This window comes from Nocardiopsis algeriensis, from assembly GCF_014203695.1.
Taxonomy (GTDB): Bacteria; Actinomycetota; Actinomycetes; order Streptosporangiales; family Streptosporangiaceae; genus Nocardiopsis; species Nocardiopsis algeriensis.
Genome location: NZ_JACHJO010000001.1, coordinates 467,905 through 488,132 on the forward strand (window position 1 = coordinate 467,905; position 20,228 = coordinate 488,132).

Below are 20,228 nucleotides of genomic sequence, written 5' to 3' on the forward strand. Positions count from 1 at the left end.
AAATTCGGCCTTCCCCTCTGGCCAGCGGATTTTCTTCCCGTGATCTTGTACCTACGGTCACTTTCGCTGAATACGGAAGGACAGCAGGGTGGGATGAAGTTGGCGCTAGGTACAAGATCACGGGAAGTAAGACACAGCGAAAAGAGGAAGCGCGGGTTTTCGGTCGGTTCGAAGACTCAGGTCTACCCCCGGGCTGGTTCGGTTCGGGGCCTTCCTCACCTCGGCCGGGATTCGGCCTTCCCCTCTGGTCAGTGGATTTTCTTGCCGTGATCTTGTACTTGCGGACACTTTCGCTGGATGCGGGAGGGAAGGAAAGCGGGGTGAGGTTGGTGCTAGGTACAAGATCACGGGGGATAAGACATAGCTGAGAAAGGAAGGGCGGGTTTTTCTGGGTGTGGAGGAGGGGGTGGGGGCTCCTCGGCCTTCCGAGGAGTCCCCACCGTTGGGAGAGGTTGAGGAGTTCCCACCGTGTCAGCGGGTGAAGATGTAGGGCCTCAGGCCTGGCGGAGGCGCGGTGCCCTCGGGCAGGGGGACCAGGGCCCAGGTGGAGGTGCCCAGGTCAGCCCAGGGGCAGGTGCGCGAGTATCCCCAGGCTGTGGACAACTCCTGGACCAGGAGGAGTCCGCGCTGGCCCTCGGCCCAGTTCCACTCGTCATCGCTGCGCTCGGTAGGGATCTGCGGAGCACTGCCGCTGCCGCCGTCGTCAGTGAAGCCCAGGCGCAGCAGGCGGCCCCGGCGCAGGCACAGCGTGCGGAGAACCTGGCCGTCTTCCTGGCCGGAGGCGGTGTACTTGCACGCGTTGGCGAACAGCTCGCTGGCGCACAGGGCGAGGGTTTCGACCGCCTCGTCGGGGAAGCCGGCCAGGTCGGTGGCCAGGTCTTGGCGGACCTGCCTGAGCTGGGCCAGATCGCCCGGGTAGGTGCGGTGTTCCCAGAAGGCGCGGCGCAGGCTCATGCGGGCACCCCCATCTGGAGGTTCTGCCGCTGGATGTGCCACATGCGGGTGAGCCGGGCCAGTTCACGGTCCAGCTCGGCCTCGTCCACACGGTGGTGACGGCCCCGCGCAGGCGCCGGCACAGGGACAGGCACCGGCACAGGGGCGGTCACGGGTGCGGGCTCAGGCTTGGGCTCGGGGAGGGGTGCGGTTTCGCCGGCGAGCAGGTCACCTACCGGGATGCGCGGCTCCGGAAGCCGGGGCAGCTGAGGCACCGGGGGTTCCTGGGGTGCTTGCGGGAGCTGGGGCGGCCGAGATGGCTGGGGCTCCTGCTTCGGCTGGGTGTCTGCCTGAAAGGCGGCGCGCATGCGGGCCACGTGCTTTTCGTGGGCCTCGTAGTAGGGCCGCACCAGCGCCACATCGTCGGCGCTCAGCACCTGGCGGGGCTCGGCCAGACGAGGCTCGGCCAGACGAGGCTCGGCCAGACGGGGCTCGGCCGGATGGGGCCGGGACTGGGACTGGGAAGGCGCGGGGGTGTGTCGCGGGGCGGTCGCCGGGTCGGGGTTGGCCACGTAGCGGCGGACCCGCGTCGACCTGCGGCGACGGGAGAAGCGAGCGGAACCGCAGTGGCGGCCGCGGGAGGGGAGGATCAGCGCCAGGAGCGTACCCAGGGTACGGCTCACAAGCGCAGCACTAAACTGGTGCACGCTGGCAATCCTGTTCTTCAAGTGGTGAGTTGCTGGCCACGACCCCGGGCGCTTGTGTGCGTCGCGGGGTCACGTGTTCAGTTGTATTTGGCAGCATCATAGGGGATGGGGGGAGCGTTACCGGAAAGTAGAGGAAAAGAAGTTGGGGAAATACCCGACCGCTCGCACGATCAGGGCATATGAAACTTCTTCACATTTCCGCGAAATGCCTTTATTGCGGCATTTGTCCACGCATTTCTTCCGACGCTCCCGCCGGTCACGCCCCCAGGTGGTCCATGATCAGTTCGTTGACCCGGTCGGGGCGCTCCACGCCGACCAGGTGGGCCGCCCCCGGGACCACCTCGAACCGGGCGTCCGCGATGCCGTCGGCCAGCCTGCGCCCGTGCCCCGGCGGCAGCAGGGGGTCGTGGGCCCCCGTCACCACCAGGGTGGAGGCGCGGACCCCGGCGACCAGATGGCGCTGGTCGATGCCGTCGGCCGCCTCGCACAGCGCGGCGAACGCGCCGGGGTCGATGCCGTTGAGCTCCCTGGTGAACCGGGCCACCGTCTCCGGCCTCTGCTGCATCGTGTCGGGGGTGAACCAGGGCAGCGACAGCTCGGCGGCGACCGCTTCCGTCCCCTCCTCCCGCGCCCGCTCCGCGATCAGGTCCCACCGGTGCATCGGAGGTGTGCGCGGAGCCGCGGCCAGCAGCACGAGCCGCTCCAGTGTCCGGGGGGAGTTGGCGGCGATCCACACCAGCAGTGACGCGCCGAACCCGGCACCCACCGCGGAGATCCCGGAGAACTCCCGCTCCTCCAGCAGCCGCAGGATGTCGAGCGCGAGGTCCTCGACGCTGTAGGGCCCCTCCGGGGCCGGCGAGGCGCCGTGGCCCCGGTGGTCGATCCTCAGTACCCGGCGTACGCGCGTCAGCTCGGGCAGCTGGGGCTCCCAGACCGACATCGTGGTACCGAAGGTCGGCACGAGAAGCACGACGGGTGCGTGCCGGGGCCCGTCGATCCGGTAGTGGAGCGGAACGGTCATACACACCTCCGGGTGGCCGGGAGGCCAGAGTACCGACACTTTCCGTACCGGTTCCACCACACGGGAAACCTTCCCCTTCGCCGCGCTTCCCTCCCCGAAATGTCGTACCTCCTTCCTAGGCTGGTGTGCTTCGGAACACAACAAGAGGAGCTCCTCATGTCTACAGGGCAGAGCACGGTGGACGCCGAACGCGAGTGTCTCCTGCGCATCCTGGGTGAGCAGCGCGGCTTCCTGCGCTTCACCGTCCAGGGCCTGACCGACGAGCAGGCGAGGAGCAGGCCCACCGTGAGCGAGCTGAGCCTCGGCGGCCTGGTCAAGCACGTGGCCAAGGTCGAGCGGGACTGGATGTCCTTCGTCCTGGAAGGCGCGGAGGGCTCACCGGTGGCCGGCGACGACGACAAGGAGCACGCCGGAAGCTTCCACCTGGCGGACGGGGAGACCCTGGCCTCGGTCCTGGAGGACTACGCGAAGGCGGCCGAGGAGACCGACCGCACCGTGCGCTCCCTGCCCGACCTGGAGGTCTCCCACCTCCTTCCCCCGGCGCCGTGGTTTCCGGAGGGGACCTCCTGGACGGCCCGCGACGTGCTCGTGCACCTCGTCCGGGAGACCGCCCAGCACTGCGGCCACGCCGACATCCTCCGCGAGACCCTCGACGGCCAGAGGACCATGGGCTGACATGCGCCGGGGGGCACGTCCTCTCGGACGTGCCCCCCGAAAAAGGTGGCGAGGGCCGCTCCCGCATCCCCCCTCAAAGTACGGAAGCGACCCTCGCGCCGGGAAGCGGCCTGCGACTCCTCCCCCCTGGAGTCGAGGCCTTGAAGGCCTGTCACGCGGTGACCGGTGTCCCGGTTGTCCGGAGCGATCCTGTCGTTCCGCGTTGATGAAGACACTACCGACACCCACCTCGAAGGACAACCCTCTGTCACTGGAAACTACTTAAAGTAATCATCATTGGTGTACAGGCCCCGTGCCAAGGACCTGTGGGCAGGGTCAAGCGGGGGTCATGGGCGTCCACTCCGGCGGCGCGCATAGCCTGGACCGGTGAGATCACCGCTACTCGGCCCACGGTGGCTCGGCATCCACCTCCTGGTCGTACTCCTCGCCGCGGTGTGCGTCGCCGGCACCGCATGGCAGTTCGCCCGTGCCTTCGAGCCCGACCGCACGGTCATCACGAACCCCGCCGAGGACCTCGCCGACGCCGTGCCGATCGGTGAGCTCCTGGAGCCGGGCCAGTACATGCACCCCGAGACCCACGCCAACACCGCGGTCACGGCCACGGGGCACTACGACGCGGACTCCCAGCTGCTCGTCCCCGCCAGTGAGGAAGGCGTGCGCGGGTACCACGTCATCCTCCCCCTCGTCACCGGGGACGGCGCCGCGGTCACCGTCAACCGCGGCTGGGCGGAGGAGGGGCAGGAGATCCCGCCGGTCACCGACGAGGAGGTCACCGTCTCGGGCTGGCTCCAGCCGCCCGTGGCCGACGGCGGCTACACCCCGGTGTCCCCGCCCGAGGGCCAGGTGGAGCGGATCGCCACGTCCCTCCTGGTCAACAAGTGGGACCACCCGCTCTACGAGGGCTACGTCGCCCTTCCGGAGCAGGACCCCGCGACCAACTCCCTCGTGCCCGACGAACCGCCCCAGCCGCCGACCGGCATCACGGTCAACTGGCGCAGCCTGAGCTACACGCTCCAGTGGGCGATGTTCGGCGTCTCGGGGGTGGTCTTCTGGATCATCCTCATGCGCCGGGAGCTCGCCGACGCCCGCGAACAAGAGGAAGGGGCCCCCTCCGAACCGGAGGAGACCCCTGTTCCGAAGGGGGATCAGGCCGCGGCGGCCGATTCCTGAGTTCCGGAACGGGCCTCGTCCGCGGCCCGCTCCGACTTCACGACCCGGTTCTCGACCACGAAGCCGAGCACCGGGATCGTGCCCGCGAGCACCACGCCGAGCGTCTTCCCCGCGCCCCAGCGGCGGTCCAGCGCCACCCACAGGACCACGAACACGTACACCATGTAGATGTAGCCGTGCGGCATGGCGATGAACAGCATCAGCGGTGACTCGGGGCCGAACCACCCCTCCAGCCCCGCGGGCGCGGCCATCAGGGAGAATCGCGCGGTCTCCCCGACCAGGTACTTCGCGGGCATGGCCACGAAGGTCAGACCCAGGAGAAAGACACCGGTCACATAGGCCAGCACCCGGTACAACGCGAACGACACACGCCTCTTGTCCACCGCTACTTCACACCCATCAGAGGATTCCCATTTTTGGCCGGGGTTCTTCTCCGAGGCTAAACGCTGCCGCGGACCAGAACCCTCCGGGGGCCTCCCCGCACCCGGGAGAGGCCCCGCCGACCGCGTCAGCCCCGCACCGGGGAGGTCCAGGTCCCGTCGGTCCTGGCCGTCCACGCCTGGGGGATCGTCTTCAGCGCCAGGTAGGAGTCCACCAGGCGGATGGGGAAGAAGAGCAGCCCGTACAGCAGGTAGGACGGGCGCCGCCGGATCGCCGTCATGAGGCAGGTGAGCATGTAGTCGGGGATGAACAGGCCGATCGCGAGGGCGACCAGCGGCAGGAAGGCCGTCACGCCGGCGAACAGGTCCCCGGCGAAGGGCACCCCGAGGAACGGTTCCCCGGCGACCGTGCCCACCAGGACGAACCCGGCGGTCAACGCGGTGACCAGGAGCAGGAAGGACACGAGCACGACCTCGATGATGTACAGCGCGAGGAAGAAGCAGAACACGCTCGGCCACAGCTTGTGCCGCCGCACCGTCTGCCAGAAGCCGAGCGTCCACCGCGTCACCTGCTTGCGGTAGTCCGCGAACGTGAACGGGTCCTGGCTGTAGGCCTTGGTGTCGGGGTTCATCGAGATGCGCCCGAGGCGCTTGCGGTGCACCTCGAAGGTCATGTTGAAGTCCTCGATGACCAGCCCCCGCGGGTTGATGTCGATCTCCCGCAGGGCCTCGCTGCGGTAGACGCTGGCGAACCCCGGCACGATGAACGACGTGTTGGCGAAGCGCCAGGTCTGCCCGAAGCGCATGAGGTACTGCAGCATGAAGTACAGGCGGTCCCGGTAGGCCGAGATCAGCCGGCCGACGAAGGTGCGCTCGCGCGGCTTCCACTCCGACACCACGAAGCCCGCGACGGCGGCGACGTCGGGGTCGCGCAGCTGCCTCCTGGCTCCTTCCACGTAGCCGGCGTCGAGCGTGGTGTCGGCGTCGAGGATGAGCACGCCGTCGTAGTTCGAGGCCAGGTCGAACTCCTCGATGACCGCCTCCAGGGCTCCCGCCTTGCCCCGGTTCTTCATGAGTTCGAGCACGTTGACACCGGCACGGGCGGCGATGCCGGCGGTGGCGTCCCCCGAGGAGTCCGACACCACGTAGATGTCCCATCTGTCGAACAGCTCCAGTGCCGAGGAGATGGCCCCCCCGATGACCTGCTCCTCGTTGTGCGCCGGGATGACGACGGCGATGCGGGCGGGCGGCGGGTCGCCCGCGGCCTCGCCGGGCGCCGGCACCGCGTCGTCCGCCCCGCCGGCGGGGGCCTCGGCTCCCGCCCCACCGGCGGGGGCGCCGGCAGCGGCGAGCACGCGCCCGCGGGCCCGGCTGCGCCCCCTTCCCTTGCGGTACCGGGAGCGCGGTGTGCGGCCGAGGGCGGCGTGCACCGCGTCGTCGCCCAGGCGTGCGAGGCCCATGACGGTCCAGAGAAGGAGATTGGCCCCGAAGGCCAGCCACAGGAGCGCATAACCCCAGGGGCCGAAGCCGGAGGCCGCGACCATGTCGGTCGCGAAGTCGAACCAGTAGACGAAAAGTGTGACGGCGAGCGCCAGGGCCACGAGCCCGGTCAGCAGGCCGCCGATGAAACGCGCGATACGCACAGCTAGGGAACCCCTCCCAAAGGCAGCTGTTTCGGGCAGACGATAATTCACGAAGTCTGCGATAGGTTGACGCCCCGCCGCGCGGAACGGTTCACACAGGTCGGCGTCCTATGTAGGCCACGAAAAACGTATACAAGGAGTCGCCGGGGATGGTAACCATTAGAAGGTATTTGCAGCGGAGCACTCCGCGTTCACCATCTGCTCATCTGATGTCACGCAGAGCCTCGTGAAACCGACCGAAACACGACACCGAGAGAGAAGGAGAATGCCGGAGTGATCGGCGGATCAATACCCCCGTCGCCCGACACCGTCCGCACTCCCCGTGCGCCGGAGGCGGCCGCCGCGAGCCGCGCCCCCGCCGTGCCCGCGGGGGGAGTCCGGGTGGCGGTGCACCAGCCCCACTACCTCCCCTGGCTGGGCTTCCTGGACAAACTCGACCGGTGCGACCTCTTCGTCGTCCTGGACACGGTCCAGTTCGAGCGGCGGGGGTGGCAGAACCGGAACTACGTCGCCGGCCGCGGCGCCCCGGTCCTGCTGACCGTCCCGGTCTCCCAGGGCAATAGGGATGACCGAATTCTGGACAAGTCCATCGACAACACCCAGAAATGGCGCAGCAAACATCACAAGGCACTTGCGGAGCACTGCTATCGCAAAGCCCCGTACTGGAGCGAACATGAGGAGGAAATCAGCCTTCTGTACGCAAGGGAGTGGGAAGATCTCACCGATCTCGCCTTGGCCACGACGCGTATGCTGATGCGCGCTTTCGGTATCGAAACACCGATGGTCCGAGCGAGCGAACTCGGGGATTTCTCCGGCCAGAAGAGCGAACTCATCGCCCAGATCTGCGCCAAGGCCGGAGCCGACATCTACCTCTCCGGAGAGGGAGCGAGGAACTACCTGGACGCCGAGATCCTTGCCCGCCACGGCATCGGACTCGAATGGCAGGAGTTCCGCCACCCGGTCTACCGCCAGCACCAGCGGGACCCCGACGACTTCGTACCGCGCATGGCGGCACTCGACCTCCTGTTCAACGCCGGCCCGGACTCCCTGAGGATTCTCCGACAGGCCCGCGCCTGAGTCCGTGATCCACGAACACCGCGGCGGCCTCTGCCCCGTGTCCCGCAGGTGAACACCTGCCGCCCGTTTCCCCCGTTTTCCGTGAAGGACGGCATCCCCTTATGACGATCGACTGGTCCCAGGAACGCGTTCTGGTCTACTCCCCCCACCCCGACGACGAGACACTCGGCTGCGGCGGCCTGATGAGCAAGGCGAAGAAGGCCGGCGCCGAGGTGTTCGTACAGTTCCTCACGGTCGGAGACACCGCGGACCAGTCGCCGCGCGGCTTCTCCACCGCGCAGGAGCGCAACGCCGAGATCAAGGCGGTGGCCGACCACTTCCGCTGGGACGACTGGCACATGGCCCTGCCCGGCGACAAGTACCATCTGCGCCTCGACGCGGTTCCCCGGGTCGACCTCGCCCAGGTCATCGAGCGGGAGAGCCCGCTGTCCCTCGAGCGCCTCCGTCCGACGGTGGTCATCGCCCCCCACCGCACCAGCTACAACCAGGACCACCAGGCCGTGGCCGAGGCCGTGCACACCGCCCTGCGGCCCTCCAACACCGCCCTGCGCCACCATCCCCGCCTGGCGCTGGCCTACGAGGAGGCCGCCGACCAGTGGCGCCTCGACGCGGTGTGCCCGCCCAACCTCGTCGTGGAACTGTCCGAGCAGGAGATGAGGGACAAACTCCGCGGCATGGAGCTCTACGGCTCCCAGACCCACGAACACCCCCACACCCGTTCCGAGCTCACCCTGCGCAGCCTCGCCGTCCTGCGCGGCATGCAGGCGGGGGTGGCCCTCGGCGAGGGCTACCACGTCCTGCGCTGTCTGGCCTGACGGCAGCGCCGGGAAATCCCCCCTGTCCGAACCTCACTCTCCCTGCGAGAAACCGTCGAGAAGCACAGAAAGTGAAGGGACAGCCATGAAGGCCGTAGTCACCGGCGGAGCCGGGTTCATCGGATCACACCTGTGCGACCACCTCGTCGCCCAGGGCCACGAGGTCGTCGTCCTGGACGACCTGTCCACCGGTTCCATGGAGAACCTGACCCAGCTGGAGGGCACGCCGGGGTTCACCTTCGTCCAGGGCGACATCCTCGACCGGGACCTCGTGCGCAACCTGGTCGAGGAGGCCGACACCGTCTTCCACCTCGCGGCGGCGGTGGGTGTCTACAACATCGTGGACAACCCGCTCAAGTCGCTGCGAATCAACCTGCAGGGCACCGAGAACGTCGTGGAGGCCGCGGTCGCGAACCGCGTCCCCTACATGGTCGCCTCCACCAGCGAGGTCTACGGCAAGAACGACGCCGACGGCCTCAAGGAGGACGACGACCGCATCTACGGGTCCCCGATCAAGAGCCGCTGGTCCTACGCCGCGGCCAAGGGGCTGGACGAGCTCGTGGCCTACGTCCACGGCGTCGAGTCCGGCGTCCCCTGCGTCATCACCCGCTTCTTCAACGTGGTGGGGCCGCGCCAGACCGGGCAGTACGGCATGGTGGTGCCCCGGTTCGTCGACCAGGCGCTCCGGGGCGCACCGATCACCGTCTACGGCACCGGCGCGCAGCGCCGCTGCTTCGGCTCGGTGTTCGACGTGATCCCGGGCCTCCTGCGCCTCATGGAGACGCCGGAGGCCTACAACCAGGCGGTCAACCTGGGCGGCCACGAGGAGGTCTCCATCAAGGGCCTGGCCGACCGGGTCGTCGAGCTCACCGGTTCCACCAGCGAGATCGTCTACATCGACTACGAGCAGGCCTACGGCGACGGATACGAGGACATGCAGCGCCGCTACCCCGACACCTCGCTGGCACACCGGCTGATCGGCTACCGGCCGACCCGGAACCTCAACGACATCATCAACTCCATCGTGGCGCACCGCCGCGCGCAGGACTCCGTCCCCCAGCCGGCGTGACCGGTCGGTGAGACACACCGGAACCCCGGCCCCCGGTACCGCACCGGGCCCGCCAACCGGGGAACCGGCCCCATCCGCCGGAATTCAGAGCACCGTGGCCGCCTGAACGGCACACAGCGCGAGAACGACGGCGCACAGAACCACCATCGTCCAAGGACTCCCCACGTTCCGAGGCGTGCGTCCCGCGCCCGGCACCCCGTTGCCCGACCTCCGCCAGCGCCTCCGCAGGTGGAGGGCGATCCCCCCGGCCACGACGAGGACCGCCCCCATCACCGCCGCCCGCACGGGCAGAGGCGCCTCCGGTACCGCCCCCGATCCGGGGATCAGCGGACCGCGCAGGAAGAGCAGCCCCACGGCCACGAGCAGGATGAGCGTGCGCTGCCAGGAGAGCAGCGTGCGCTCCGGCTGGAGCCCGGGATCCCTCTGATCGTCCGGCACGGTCACAGCAGGTTCCCCAGCAGCACCAGCAGGCACACCAGGCCTACCGTGATCGTCGTCAGCAGCGGCAGAGCACTCATCTCCAGGTTCTCCCCGCGGCTCATGACGCGCTGCACGTGGTACCAACGCACCAGCGCGTACACCGCGATGAACCCGGCCAGCCCGGCCAGGATCAGGCCGATCGCCGTGCGCATACCGCTGGTCCATTCGAGCGGGAGCAGGTGCAGGACGGCGACGGCCCCCGCGAGCAGGGCGAGCGCGGTGCGCACCCAGGCCAGGAACGTCCGCTCGTTGGCCAGGGTGAAACGGTAGTCGACGCCCCGGTCCTCCTCCGGAGGCTCCATCCCCATCCCGACCTCCCCGGTGCGTCGCCACGGCCCCGAACGGAGCACATCCGTTCCCGGGGGCCCTTGGACCCCGACAGTAACCGCAAAGCCACTTTCCTCCCAAACAGGTAGGTAACGCGTGTTGAGGCCGAAAACAGCAGGCCACCGGGAGGCCGAGGGGCGCCCGCAAGGCATACGGAACAAACGAATGGGCACCACCGCTGTAGTAACCGAAGAGGAGAGCGGGTGCCCGGCCACCCGCCGACGCCGACAGACCAGGAGATTCCCGTGCCCACCGTCGAACTCACCAAGGACAACTTCGCCGAGACGCTGGAGAACAACGAGTTCGTCCTCATCGACTTCTGGGCGGACTGGTGCGGGCCCTGCCGGCAGTTCGCCCCCGTCTTCGACCAGTCCTCCGAGAAGCACACCGACATCGTGCACGCCAAGGTGGACACCGAGGCCGAGCGCGAGCTCGCCTTCGAGTTCAAGATCCAGTCGATCCCGACGCTGATGGTCGTGCGCGACCGCACCATCATCTACAACCAGCCGGGCGCGCTTCCCTCGGAGGCTCTGGAGAGCCTGATCGCCGAGGCCCGCAAGGTCGACATGGACGAGGTCCGCCAGAAGATCTCCGAGCAGGGCGACGGCTCCTCCCAGTAGCCTCCGGTCGGAACCCCTGCCGGATCCGGCAGGGGTTCCGTGCTGTCCACCCCCGCCCGGAACCTCCCAGCACCACCCCCGAGGGTGCGAAGCAGGACACTTCTCCCCTGTTCGGTGACGCCTCGCCCATGCCCGTGTTCACCACGCCTCCGAGTCCACCGCGCACGTTCACCCCGGGCACTCGGTTCGTTCACCGCGGATTCACACCGGCATATTTCCATGGATGGCGACCGCGCTCCGGCGGTTCACCCCCCTGACCGCGCAAGCACCGTCCGACCCGGAAGTGGCCCCATGTCTGTCAGTAACGCCGCGTCCCTCCGAGGCACCGACTCCGGCCGCGGTGTCGCACCCGACACCATCCGGTACAACCGCGAGGTGCCCGGCCTGGGCGACCCCGTCTTCGACGTCTCGGGACTGTCCATCCACTACGGCGCCAACAAGGCCGTGCGCGATGTCGACCTCAAGGTGGGACCCCGCCAGATCACCGCCATGATCGGCCCCTCCGGTTGCGGCAAGAGCACCGTCCTGCGCACCCTCAACCGGATGAACGACCTCATCCCGGGCGCCCGGGTCGAGGGCAAGGTCTCCTACCACGGCGAGGACCTCTACGCCCCGTCCGTGGACCCCATCGAGGTGCGCCGCCGGATCGGCATGGTCTTCCAGAAGCCCAACCCCTTCCCCAAGTCGATCTACGACAACATCGCCTACGGCCCCCGCATCAACGGCATGCGCGGCAACATGGACGACCTGGTCGAGGAGACCCTCACCAAGGCCGCCCTGTGGGACGAGGTCAAGGACAAGCTCAAGGAGAGTGCCTTCGCCCTCTCCGGCGGCCAGCAGCAGCGCCTGTGCATCGCCCGGACCATCGCGGTCAACCCCGAGGTGATCCTGATGGACGAGCCGTGCTCGGCGCTCGACCCGATCGCCACCCTCAAGATCGAGGACCTGATGTACGAGCTGGCCGGCGAGTACACCATCGTCATCGTCACCCACAACATGCAGCAGGCGGCCCGCGTCTCGGACCGCACCGCCTTCTTCACCGCGGGCGTCGACGACAGCGGCGAGCGCTACGGCAGCCTCGTGGAGTTCGACGAGACCGCGAAGATCTTCAGCAAGCCCTCCGACCAGCGCACCGAGGACTACATCTCCGGCCGCTTCGGCTGATCGGCCGGACGCCAGGACGTACGCCCCTCCGATGAAGTGGACCCGCTCATGCCAGCGCTTCCTCCTCCGGCCTCCGTCCCCCGGCCCGCGGCCGCCCGGGACAGCGGGGCCCCGGAGCGCGCGGAACGCCAGGAGGCACCCCTCAGGGTGCTCCTGGTGGAGCCGGAGTCCGAGCAGTCGCACCAGCTGGTGCTGTCGCTGAGCGGCCACGACGTGGACATCACGGTGTGCGTCGACGGTGCGGAGGCCCTCCTGCGGGTGGGGATGGCGAGGCCGGACACCCTGGTGACCAGTGCGGCCCCGCCCGAGGTGGACCTGGAGACGCTGGTGCGCGTGACCCGCCGGGCCACCGACATCCCGATCCTGATCGGGGTCGGCCCCGACGACTCCCAGAGGGCGATGCGGGCGCTGGCGGCCGGCGCGACCGCCTGCGTCAACCGCCCCTACCGCATTCCGGAGCTGGCCGCGCTGCTGCGCGGCTCGCTCCCCGGTGCGGACGGTGCCTCCGTGGAGCGGCTCCCGGGTTCCGCGGTGCCGCTGCGCTCGGGTGCGCTGGAGCTGGACGCCCTGGGGCACCGGCTGTTCGTGGACGGAAGCCCTGTCGACCTGGCCCTTCGGGAGTTCGGGATCATGGACTTCCTGCTGCGCCGCAGCGGCCGGGTGGTCAGCCGCGAGGAACTCTGGACCGCTGTCTGGCGCAAACCGCTTCCCCCCGTGAACAACACGATCGCCGTACACATCCGCCGCCTGCGGCACAAACTGGGCGACTCCGAGGCCCGGCCGAGGTTCATCCACACGGTCCGAGGTATCGGCTACCGGCTGGACGCGGCGAGCGGAGAATAAGCACCCGAGCCGTTTTCCGGTGTATTTCCAGGGGCGCTTCCGCACCATCGGAGCGCCCCATCGACCATGTTCGCACCAGGGCACACGAAGACACACGCGAAAGTGAACTACCGGGCAACCACCGGAGACCCTTCCCTTTCCCCGAGGTCACCGGAGAACACCCCACGGCTCCCCGTACCCGCAGGTCATCACCGTGAGTCGGCCGGTGGACACAGAACCCGCCCCCCCATTGAACAAGGCCCGTTATTCAACGGTTACCTTCATTCACCCGCCATTCATCCTTCTTCTACCGTCCCGCCGCTATTTCGATGTCGCCGCGACTCCGCACCCGTTTAATGTCGTTTCACGTCAGCCCCGACAGTGGTGTTTCAACGAGGAGAACTTCGACATGCGCAACGGGCGTTCCAAGCTCGCCGTACTGGCGGCCGTCCCCCTGCTCGCGGCGGCGTGCGGCGGCGGAGGCGACGATGCCGGCGGCGACAGCTCCGGTGGCGGCGACCTCAGCGCCTCCCTGACCGGCGCGGGTGCCAGCTTCCCCGACCCGCTCTTCCAGGACTGGATCTACAGCTACACCAACGACGTCCAGCCGGGTGTCGACGTCAACTACCAGAGCGTCGGCTCGGGTGCCGGTGTCGAGCAGTTCCTCGAGCAGACCGTCGACTTCGGCTCCTCCGAGGAGCACCTGAGCGAGGAGGAGCTGGCCACCGCCGCCGAGGCGCGCGGTTGCGAGGCCGTCCAGTTCCCCGTCGTCTTCGGCTCCGTGGTCATCGCCGTCAACAACCCGGACCTCGAAGGCCTGGTCCTGGACGCCGAGACCATCGCCAAGATCTACGACGGGCAGATCACCTCCTTCGACGACCCGGCCATCGCCGAGCTCAACCCCGACATGGACCTGCCGGGCGACGAGATCGTCCCCGTGCACCGCGCCGACAGCTCCGGCACCACCGCCGTGTTCAGCCACTACCTGTCCACCGAGGTGGACTGGTGGGCCGACAAGTACGGCGAGGGCAAGGAGCTGGAGTGGGCCGACGGCCTGGTCGGCGGCCAGCAGAACGACGGCGTCGCCCAGGGCATCACCCAGAACCCCGGCGGCCTGGGCTACGTCAACCAGTCCTTCGCCCAGGAGGCCGGCCTCACCGTCGCCCACGTGGTGAACGAGGACGGCACCCCGATCGAGCCCACCCTGGAGGCGACCATCGCCGCCTCCGAGGAGGCGGACATCCCCGACAACTTCCAGTTCTCGATCGACGACATCGGCGGCGAGGGCTACCCGATCGCCGGCACCAACTGGATCTTCACCTACACCTGCGGCTACGAGCAGGCCTCCGCCGACGCCATCATCGACTTCTGGACCTGGGCCCTGACCGACGAGGGCGCCCGCGACGTGGCCGGTGAGCTGGGCTACGCCCCCCTGGGCGAGGGCCTGACCGAGCGCGTCATCGCCGAGCTCGAGAAGACCAACGCCGACAACGCCCCCGCCGAGGGCGGCGCCGAGGAAGGCGAGGCCGAGGCCGACACCACCGAGGAGTGACCCGCTCCCCCACCGGAGCACATCCTTCGCGGCCGGGGCGGCGCAGCCCCGCCCCGGCCGCGACCCACGCCCCTCTTCCTCCCCGCACTCAGGTGCCGGGGCGGCCGCTCTCCACTCCCCACGAAAGCCACAGAGGAGAAGCACATGTCCACCGAGGCCCCCGAGGCCCCGAAGGCCCCCGACGCGCGGCGGGGAACCCTGCAATCCGGCAAGGGGCGCCTGGCCGACCCGATCTTCAAGTGGACCGTCGGCGTCTGCGGAACCGTCGTGCTGGTCATCCTGGCGCTGATGGTCGTGCGGACCACCGCAGAGGCCTGGCCGGTCTTCGCCAAGGAGGGCTTCTTCGGCTTCCTCCTCGGGGAGGAGTGGGACAGCGGGCGGTCCAGGACCGAGATCACCGGTACCTACGGTGCCTGGCCCTTCATCTACGGCACCCTGGTCACCTCGGCCATCGCGCTCGCCATCGCGCTGCCGCTGTCGATCATGATCGCCGTCTACCTCACGCACCTGGCGCCGAGCCGCCTGGCCAAGCCGCTCTCCTACACGGTGGAGCTGCTCGCCGCGGTGCCCAGCGTCATCTTCGGCCTGTGGGGCCTGCACTGGTTCCTGCCCCACGTGCTGCGGCCCTTCTTCGACCGGCTCGAAGCGGCCATGGGCTGGTTCTTCCTCTTCGAGGGCCCCGTGCGCGGTGTCGGCTACCTGCCCGCCGGCATCGTGCTGGGCATCATGATCCTGCCGATCATGACCGCGATCATCCGCGAGGTGGTCGCCGTCCAGCCGCTCGAACAGCAGATGGCCGCCTATGCCCTGGGCTCCACCCGCTGGGAGGTCGTCACCAAGGTGGTCCTGCCGGCCAGCTTCTCCGGCATCGTGGCCGCCACCATGCTGGGCCTGGGCCGCGCACTCGGCGAGACCATCGCCGTCCTGATGCTGATCGGCGGCTCCCAGTCGTGGGGGGGCAGCCTCTTCGACACCGGCAGCAGCATGGCCTCGCACATCGCCGCCACCTTCGGTGAGGCCGCGCCCGAGACCCGGACCGGCCTGATGGCGATCGGCGTCGCCCTGTTCCTGGTCACGATGGTCGTCAACATCCTGGCGCGCGTCATCGTCTGGCGCCTCGGACAGATCACGGGAGACTCCGCCGTATGAGCACCGCCACCACCACCCCACCGGCGCCCCCGCGGCACGTGCCGCTGAGCGAGCGCCCGCCCGGCTCCGGTTACCGGCGCTTCAAGGACCGCGCCGCCTCGGTCGTGCTGACCGGTGCCATGGTCCTGGCGATGATCCCGCTCGTCCTCATCGTCTTCGAGGTGACGCGGCGCGGTATCGGCGTGGTCGACCTGGAGTTCCTCACCGCGACCGAGCCGCCACCCCGGCGCGAGGGCGGCGGCTACGCGGCCGGCTTCTTCGGGACGCTGTACATCATGGCGCTCGCCGTCGTCCTGTCGATCCCGTTCGGCATCGCCACCGCCGTGTACATCGTGGAGTACGGGCCCAACCGGCTGACCGGGGCGATCCGCTTCTTCACCGACGTCATGACGGGCATCCCCTCGATCTTCGTGGGCCTGTTCGTGTACGGCCTTCTGGTGATCGGCTGGGGCGGGCTCGGCTTCGGCACCTTCACCGGAGCGGTGGCGATCGCGATCATGATGCTGCCGATCGTCACGCGCTCGGCCGAGGAGATGCTGCGGCTGGTCCCCGACGAGATCCGCAACGCGAGCTACGGCCTGGGCGCCCGCACGTGGCAGACCATCGTCCACACGGTGCTGCCCGCGGCCGCACCCGGCCTGGTCACCGGCTCGATGCTGGCGGTCGCGCGCGGCATCGGCGAGACCGCCCCGCTGCTGCTCACCGCGTTCGGCACCGGCCTGGTGGTGACCTCCTTCCAGGGCGAGCCGCAGGGCGCCGTGCCGATGCAGCTGTACCGGGGCGCGCTCCAGCCGTTCGAGGCCGGCATCGACCGTGCCTGGGGAGCCGCCCTGTGCCTGTTCCTGCTGGTCCTGGTGTTCACGATCGCCGCCCGCTGGATCGGTTCGCGGGCCTCTGTGAGCAGGTAGGCGCCCTCCGCCGAAGGGCCGCGCCACGGTTTCCCCCGGCGCGGCCCCGGCGTCGGCACGCTCCTTCCGGTGCGGGCTCCGCCGGCGGTAACCTGTGCCGAGCAGCGCCCCCGAACCCCTGGAGTGAGAGCCACATGTCCCAGACCACCGAGTACGCGGCCACGTTCGCACTCGTCGACACCGACGGTGACGGGCGCATCTCCGCCGAGGAGCTGGTCTCCCTCATGCGCAACCTGGGCGACGAGTGCACGGAGGAGCAGGCCGCCGCGGTGGTCGGCGCCATGGACGGCGACGGCGACGGGCGCATCTCCCTGGAGGAGTTCAGCCGCTACATGTCCTCGCGCTGACCCGGTACGGCGCGCTCGCGAGGTAGACGGTGTCGGGCACGCCCCGCGCGACCGGCACCTCCACCACCTCCACCGAGGCGAAGCGGCCGCGCAGCAGCTCCTCGAAGGCCGGCACCGCGTTCGCGCTCCAGAAGGACAGCACACCCCCCGGTGCGAGCAGGCGGGTGAGCCACTCCAGCCCCTGCGCCTCGTACAGGCGCCCGTTCCCCTCCGTCACGGTCCAGTCGGGCCCGTTGTCGGTGTCGAGGCACACCGCGTCGTAGCGCGGAGGCCGTGCGGCCCCGGCGGTCTCCTCCAGCCAGTCGACGATGTCGGCGTTGTACACCCGGCAGCGGGGGTCGAGGTGCACGCGGTCGGCGGCCTCCCCCAGTTCCCCGTCGTGCCAGTCGATGACGTGCGGCTCCAGCTCCACCACGTCCACGGTCGCCACCCTGGGGTGGTTCAGGGCCTCGCGGGCCGAGAAGCCCACGCCCAGGCCGCCGATGAGCACCCGGGCCAGGGAGCGCCCCGGCGGCAGGGCGCCCAGGGAGGCCCGCACCATCTCCCGTTCCGAGGTCCCGTCGCGGGTGTCCATGAGGAAGACCCCGTTCGAGTAGATCTCGTAGTGCGCGCCGACCCGGCGCAGCACCAGGTCCCCTCCCGTCTCCCCGGTCACCCGGGCCAGCGTGACCGTCTCCTCCGTGGTGTCTCGCGTCTTCATGGCCCACATTGTGCCCCTCCTCGCTCCGGAAGGCCCGGCGACCGGCGTCCCGCAGTCGGCAGCCGGAGCGGAACCTCCGGGGAACCGGCCCGGACAGTGTCCGAAATGTTGTTCACCCTCCGTGACGAAATACTTTGTTCCGGTGAGGATCGGGGTAGGTCACGCACGTCCAGGCGCGGCCCGCACCCCTCCCCCGGCGGCCGCGCGGTTCGGCACGAGAGAGGGATGCGATGCCCGCTGAACCGAACGGTGCGAGGCCCGAGGCCGCACCGCGCAGACAGAGGTGGACACCCGGACGTGTGGCGCTGTGGGCCGGCGTCGCCGTGGTCGGGGCCGTCGCCTGGGGCATGATCGCCCTCGGCCGGGGCGAGGAGATCTCGGCGTCCTGGCTGATCTTCGCGGCGCTGGCCTCCTACGCCATCGGCTACCGCTTCTACGCCCGGTTCATCCAGTACAAGGTCCTGATGACCGACGACACCAGGGCCACCCCGGCCGAGCGTGTCGACAACGGAGCCGACTACCACCCCACCGACCGGAGGGTGCTCTTCGGCCACCACTTCGCGGCCGTGGCGGGGGCGGGCCCGCTCGTCGGCCCGGTCCTGGCCGCGCAGATGGGGTTCCTGCCCGGCACCATCTGGATCATCGTCGGCGTCATCTTCGCCGGAGCCGTGCAGGACATGGTGGTGCTGTTCTTCTCCACCCGGCGAGGCGGCCGCTCCCTCGGCCAGATGGCACGCGAGGAGATCGGCCCGGTCGGCGGGATCGCCGCCCTGATCGCCGTCATGGCGATCATGATCATCCTGCTCGCGGTGCTGGCCATGGTCGTGGTCAACGCGCTCGCCGAGTCCCCGTGGGGCTCCTTCTCCCTGATCATGACCATCCCCATCGCCCTGTTCATGGGCGTCTACCTGAGGTATCTCCGGCCCGGCCGGGTCATGGAGGCCTCCGCGATCGGCGTCGTGCTGCTGCTGGCCGCCATCGCGGGGGGCGGCTGGGTGGCCGACCACGCGGTGCTGGGTGAGATCTTCCTGTTCAGCAGGAACGAGCTGACCTTCGGCCTCATCGCCTACGGCTTCATCGCCTCGGTCCTGCCGGTGTGGCTGCTGCTGGCGCCGCGCGACTACCTGTCCACGTTCATGAAGATCGGCGTGGTGGTGCTGCTGGCGGTGTCCATCGTGGTCGCCTCGCCGTCACTGCGGCTGCCGCAGTTCACCGAGTTCGCGTTCAACGGCCAGGGCCCGGTCTTCGCCGGCTCGCTGTTCCCGTTCGTGTTCATCACCATCGCCTGCGGCGCGCTGTCGGGCTTCCACGCGCTCGTCTCCTCGGGCACCACGCCCAAACTCATCGAGAAGGAGAGCCAGGTCCGCGTGATCGGCTACGGCTCGATGCTCACCGAGTCGTTCGTGGCGATCATGGCCATGGTCACCGCCTGCGTCATCGACCCGGGCGTGTACTTCGCGATGAACATGCCGGCGACCGCACTGGGCGACAGCGTCCAGAGCGCGGCCCAGGCGGTGAGCCAGCTGGGATTCACCGTCGACGCCCAGACGCTGGAGAACACGGCGCGCCTGATCGAGGAGGAGTCGATCCTGGCCCGCACCGGAGGCGCGCCGACGTTCGCGCTGGGTGCGGCGCAGATCTTCTCCACCCTGTTCGGCGGCCAGGCCATGATGGCGTTCTGGTACCACTTCGCCGTCATGTTCGAGGCCCTGTTCATCCTCACCACCGTCGACGCCGGAACGCGCGTGGGCCGGTTCATGCTCCAGGACACGCTGGGCAACGTCTACAAGCCGATGCGCGACCCCAGCTGGAGACCCGGTGCGTGGCTGTGCAGCGCGCTGGTCGTGGGCGCGTGGGGCTACTTCCTGTGGGCGGGGGTCAACGACCCCCTGGGCGGGATCAACCAGCTGTACCCCCTGTTCGGCATCGCCAACCAGCTGCTGGCCGCGATCGCGCTGGCGGTGTGCACCACCCTGCTCATCAAGTCGGGGCGGGCGAAGTACGCGTGGGTCACCCTGGTGCCCCTGGCCTGGGACGCGGTGGTCACTCTGACCGCCAGCTGGCAGAAGGTGTTCTCCGACGACCCGGCGATCGGATTCTTCGCCCAGCGCCGGCAGTTCTCCGAGGCCCTGGCGGACGGAGAGACGGGCGTGGGCGCCATCCAGGGCGTGGACGCCATGCAGAAGGTCGTGGTCAACACGACCGTCGACGGAATCCTGTCGGTGCTGTTCGCCCTGCTCGTCGTCGTCATCCTGGTCGACTCGGTGCGGGTGTGGATCAAGGCCCTGCGCGCACCCGAGGGATCGCTGCCCACCACCGAGGACCCCTACGAGAGATCCCGGCTCTGGGCACCCTCGGGCCTGGTCGCCACCCGTGAGGAACGCGAGTACGCCCGCCGCTCCGCGGCCGCGGGAGCGGCCGCGCCGGTGTCCGCGGAGGCAGAGGAGAAGGGATGACGGTGACGGGGTTGGGTCCGGCCCTGCTGCGCGGACTGCGGGAGGCCTGGCAGATCGCCCGGGGTATCGCCGGTGAGCGGGCCTACGAGATCTACCTGGAGCACCACCGGCGCGAGCACCCCGGGGAGGAGCCCCTGTCGGAGCGCGTCTTCTGGCGCCGCCACACGGACCGGGGCGACACCGACCCGGGGGCGCGCTGCTGCTGAGAGGGGC

Annotated in this window: 22 protein-coding genes; 14 read left to right on the plus strand and 8 right to left on the minus strand. The window is 69.2% G+C overall.

What is annotated here, in order from left to right; translation table 11 throughout:
* Positions 1-471 precede the first annotated feature (471 nt).
* The 3 genes from FHS13_RS02055 to FHS13_RS02065 all read right to left on the minus strand — a co-directional run bounded on the left by FHS13_RS02055 (position 472) and on the right by FHS13_RS02065 (position 2,661).
* Entirely contained in the window at positions 472-954 is a 483-nt protein-coding gene (locus tag FHS13_RS02055) for an ATP-binding protein (RefSeq protein ID WP_184286427.1), read from the minus strand.
* Positions 951-1,616, minus strand: a complete 666-nt coding sequence (locus FHS13_RS02060) for a hypothetical protein (protein ID WP_184286429.1) — start codon at positions 1,614-1,616, stop codon at positions 951-953. Before FHS13_RS02060 ends, FHS13_RS02055 begins: the two co-directional genes overlap by 4 nt.
* A 280-nt stretch (positions 1,617-1,896) precedes the next feature.
* The gene (locus FHS13_RS02065) at positions 1,897-2,661 is read right to left on the minus strand and encodes an alpha/beta fold hydrolase (protein ID WP_184286432.1); all 765 of its coding nucleotides are present in this window, start codon (positions 2,659-2,661) and stop codon (positions 1,897-1,899) included.
* A 156-nt stretch (positions 2,662-2,817) separates the two neighbouring features.
* Here FHS13_RS02065 and FHS13_RS02070 point away from each other — a divergent pair, with 156 nt between their 5' ends.
* Both FHS13_RS02070 and FHS13_RS02075 read left to right on the plus strand, forming a co-directional pair.
* Positions 2,818-3,336, plus strand: a complete 519-nt coding sequence (locus tag FHS13_RS02070) for a DinB family protein (RefSeq protein ID WP_184286435.1) — start codon at positions 2,818-2,820, stop codon at positions 3,334-3,336.
* Between the two features lie 366 nt (positions 3,337-3,702).
* Entirely contained in the window at positions 3,703-4,506 is an 804-nt protein-coding gene (locus FHS13_RS02075) for an SURF1 family cytochrome oxidase biogenesis protein (RefSeq protein ID WP_184286438.1), read from the plus strand.
* On the opposite strand, the gene FHS13_RS02080 is transcribed toward FHS13_RS02075, so the two are convergent.
* Both FHS13_RS02080 and FHS13_RS02085 read right to left on the minus strand, forming a co-directional pair.
* On the minus strand, positions 4,482-4,889 hold the full coding sequence (locus FHS13_RS02080) for a DUF3817 domain-containing protein (RefSeq protein WP_184286441.1): 408 nt from the start codon (positions 4,887-4,889) through the stop codon (positions 4,482-4,484). The two genes, FHS13_RS02075 and FHS13_RS02080, sit on opposite strands and share 25 nt — an antisense overlap.
* Positions 4,890-5,014: 125 nt before the next feature.
* Positions 5,015-6,529, minus strand: a complete 1,515-nt coding sequence (locus FHS13_RS02085) for a glycosyltransferase family 2 protein (protein ID WP_184286444.1) — start codon at positions 6,527-6,529, stop codon at positions 5,015-5,017.
* A gap of 381 nt (positions 6,530-6,910) precedes the next feature.
* Between FHS13_RS02085 and FHS13_RS02090 the strand changes: the two genes are divergently transcribed.
* The 3 genes from FHS13_RS02090 to FHS13_RS02100 all read left to right on the plus strand — a co-directional run bounded on the left by FHS13_RS02090 (position 6,911) and on the right by FHS13_RS02100 (position 9,490).
* Positions 6,911-7,606, plus strand: coding sequence for a WbqC family protein (locus tag FHS13_RS02090; RefSeq protein WP_184286447.1), 696 nt, complete (start codon positions 6,911-6,913; stop codon positions 7,604-7,606).
* Between the two features lie 101 nt (positions 7,607-7,707).
* On the plus strand, positions 7,708-8,421 hold the full coding sequence (locus tag FHS13_RS02095) for a PIG-L deacetylase family protein (protein WP_184286451.1): 714 nt from the start codon (positions 7,708-7,710) through the stop codon (positions 8,419-8,421).
* An 85-nt stretch (positions 8,422-8,506) separates the two neighbouring features.
* Positions 8,507-9,490 (plus strand): NAD-dependent epimerase/dehydratase family protein, encoded by a 984-nt coding sequence (locus FHS13_RS02100; RefSeq protein WP_184286455.1) that lies wholly within the window; start codon positions 8,507-8,509, stop codon positions 9,488-9,490.
* Between the two features lie 84 nt (positions 9,491-9,574).
* Here FHS13_RS02100 and FHS13_RS02105 read toward each other — a convergent pair whose 3' ends face one another.
* Both FHS13_RS02105 and FHS13_RS02110 read right to left on the minus strand, forming a co-directional pair.
* The gene (locus tag FHS13_RS02105; protein ID WP_184286459.1) at positions 9,575-9,934 is read right to left on the minus strand and encodes a DUF202 domain-containing protein; all 360 of its coding nucleotides are present in this window, start codon (positions 9,932-9,934) and stop codon (positions 9,575-9,577) included.
* Positions 9,931-10,278 (minus strand): YidH family protein, encoded by a 348-nt coding sequence (locus FHS13_RS02110; protein WP_184286462.1) that lies wholly within the window; start codon positions 10,276-10,278, stop codon positions 9,931-9,933. The genes FHS13_RS02105 and FHS13_RS02110 overlap by 4 nt, the downstream gene beginning before the upstream one ends.
* A gap of 264 nt (positions 10,279-10,542) precedes the next feature.
* Here FHS13_RS02110 and trxA point away from each other — a divergent pair, with 264 nt between their 5' ends.
* The 7 genes from trxA (at position 10,543) to FHS13_RS02145 (ending at position 16,859) form a co-directional block, all read left to right on the plus strand.
* Positions 10,543-10,917 (plus strand): thioredoxin, encoded by a 375-nt coding sequence (gene trxA / locus FHS13_RS02115; protein ID WP_184286465.1) that lies wholly within the window; start codon positions 10,543-10,545, stop codon positions 10,915-10,917.
* 291 nt (positions 10,918-11,208) lie between these two features.
* Positions 11,209-12,081 (plus strand): phosphate ABC transporter ATP-binding protein PstB, encoded by an 873-nt coding sequence (pstB, locus tag FHS13_RS02120; RefSeq protein WP_184286468.1) that lies wholly within the window; start codon positions 11,209-11,211, stop codon positions 12,079-12,081.
* 48 nt (positions 12,082-12,129) lie between these two features.
* Positions 12,130-12,924: a response regulator transcription factor gene (locus tag FHS13_RS02125; protein WP_184286471.1), complete on the plus strand. Its 795-nt coding sequence runs from the start codon at positions 12,130-12,132 to the stop codon at positions 12,922-12,924.
* 388 nt (positions 12,925-13,312) lie between these two features.
* Positions 13,313-14,455: a phosphate ABC transporter substrate-binding protein PstS gene (gene pstS / locus FHS13_RS02130; protein WP_184286475.1), complete on the plus strand. Its 1,143-nt coding sequence runs from the start codon at positions 13,313-13,315 to the stop codon at positions 14,453-14,455.
* A gap of 144 nt (positions 14,456-14,599) precedes the next feature.
* Positions 14,600-15,604 carry a phosphate ABC transporter permease subunit PstC gene (gene pstC / locus FHS13_RS02135; protein ID WP_184286478.1) on the plus strand — a complete coding sequence of 335 codons (1,005 nt, stop codon included), beginning with the start codon at positions 14,600-14,602 and terminating at the stop codon, positions 15,602-15,604.
* On the plus strand, positions 15,601-16,512 hold the full coding sequence (gene pstA / locus FHS13_RS02140; protein WP_184286480.1) for a phosphate ABC transporter permease PstA: 912 nt from the start codon (positions 15,601-15,603) through the stop codon (positions 16,510-16,512). Before pstC ends, pstA begins: the two co-directional genes overlap by 4 nt.
* Positions 16,513-16,646: 134 nt before the next feature.
* On the plus strand, positions 16,647-16,859 hold the full coding sequence (locus FHS13_RS02145) for an EF-hand domain-containing protein (RefSeq protein WP_184286483.1): 213 nt from the start codon (positions 16,647-16,649) through the stop codon (positions 16,857-16,859).
* On the opposite strand, the gene FHS13_RS02150 is transcribed toward FHS13_RS02145, so the two are convergent.
* On the minus strand, positions 16,834-17,559 hold the full coding sequence (locus FHS13_RS02150; RefSeq protein WP_246404298.1) for a spermine/spermidine synthase domain-containing protein: 726 nt from the start codon (positions 17,557-17,559) through the stop codon (positions 16,834-16,836). The genes FHS13_RS02145 and FHS13_RS02150 overlap by 26 nt on opposite strands.
* 230 nt (positions 17,560-17,789) lie before the next feature.
* Between FHS13_RS02150 and FHS13_RS02155 the strand changes: the two genes are divergently transcribed.
* Together FHS13_RS02155 and FHS13_RS02160 are read left to right on the plus strand one after the other, a co-directional pair.
* Positions 17,790-20,015 carry a carbon starvation CstA family protein gene (locus FHS13_RS02155; protein ID WP_184286488.1) on the plus strand — a complete coding sequence of 742 codons (2,226 nt, stop codon included), beginning with the start codon at positions 17,790-17,792 and terminating at the stop codon, positions 20,013-20,015.
* On the plus strand, positions 20,012-20,221 hold the full coding sequence (locus FHS13_RS02160) for a YbdD/YjiX family protein (protein WP_184286490.1): 210 nt from the start codon (positions 20,012-20,014) through the stop codon (positions 20,219-20,221). The genes FHS13_RS02155 and FHS13_RS02160 overlap by 4 nt, the downstream gene beginning before the upstream one ends.
* Positions 20,222-20,228 lie beyond the last annotated feature (7 nt).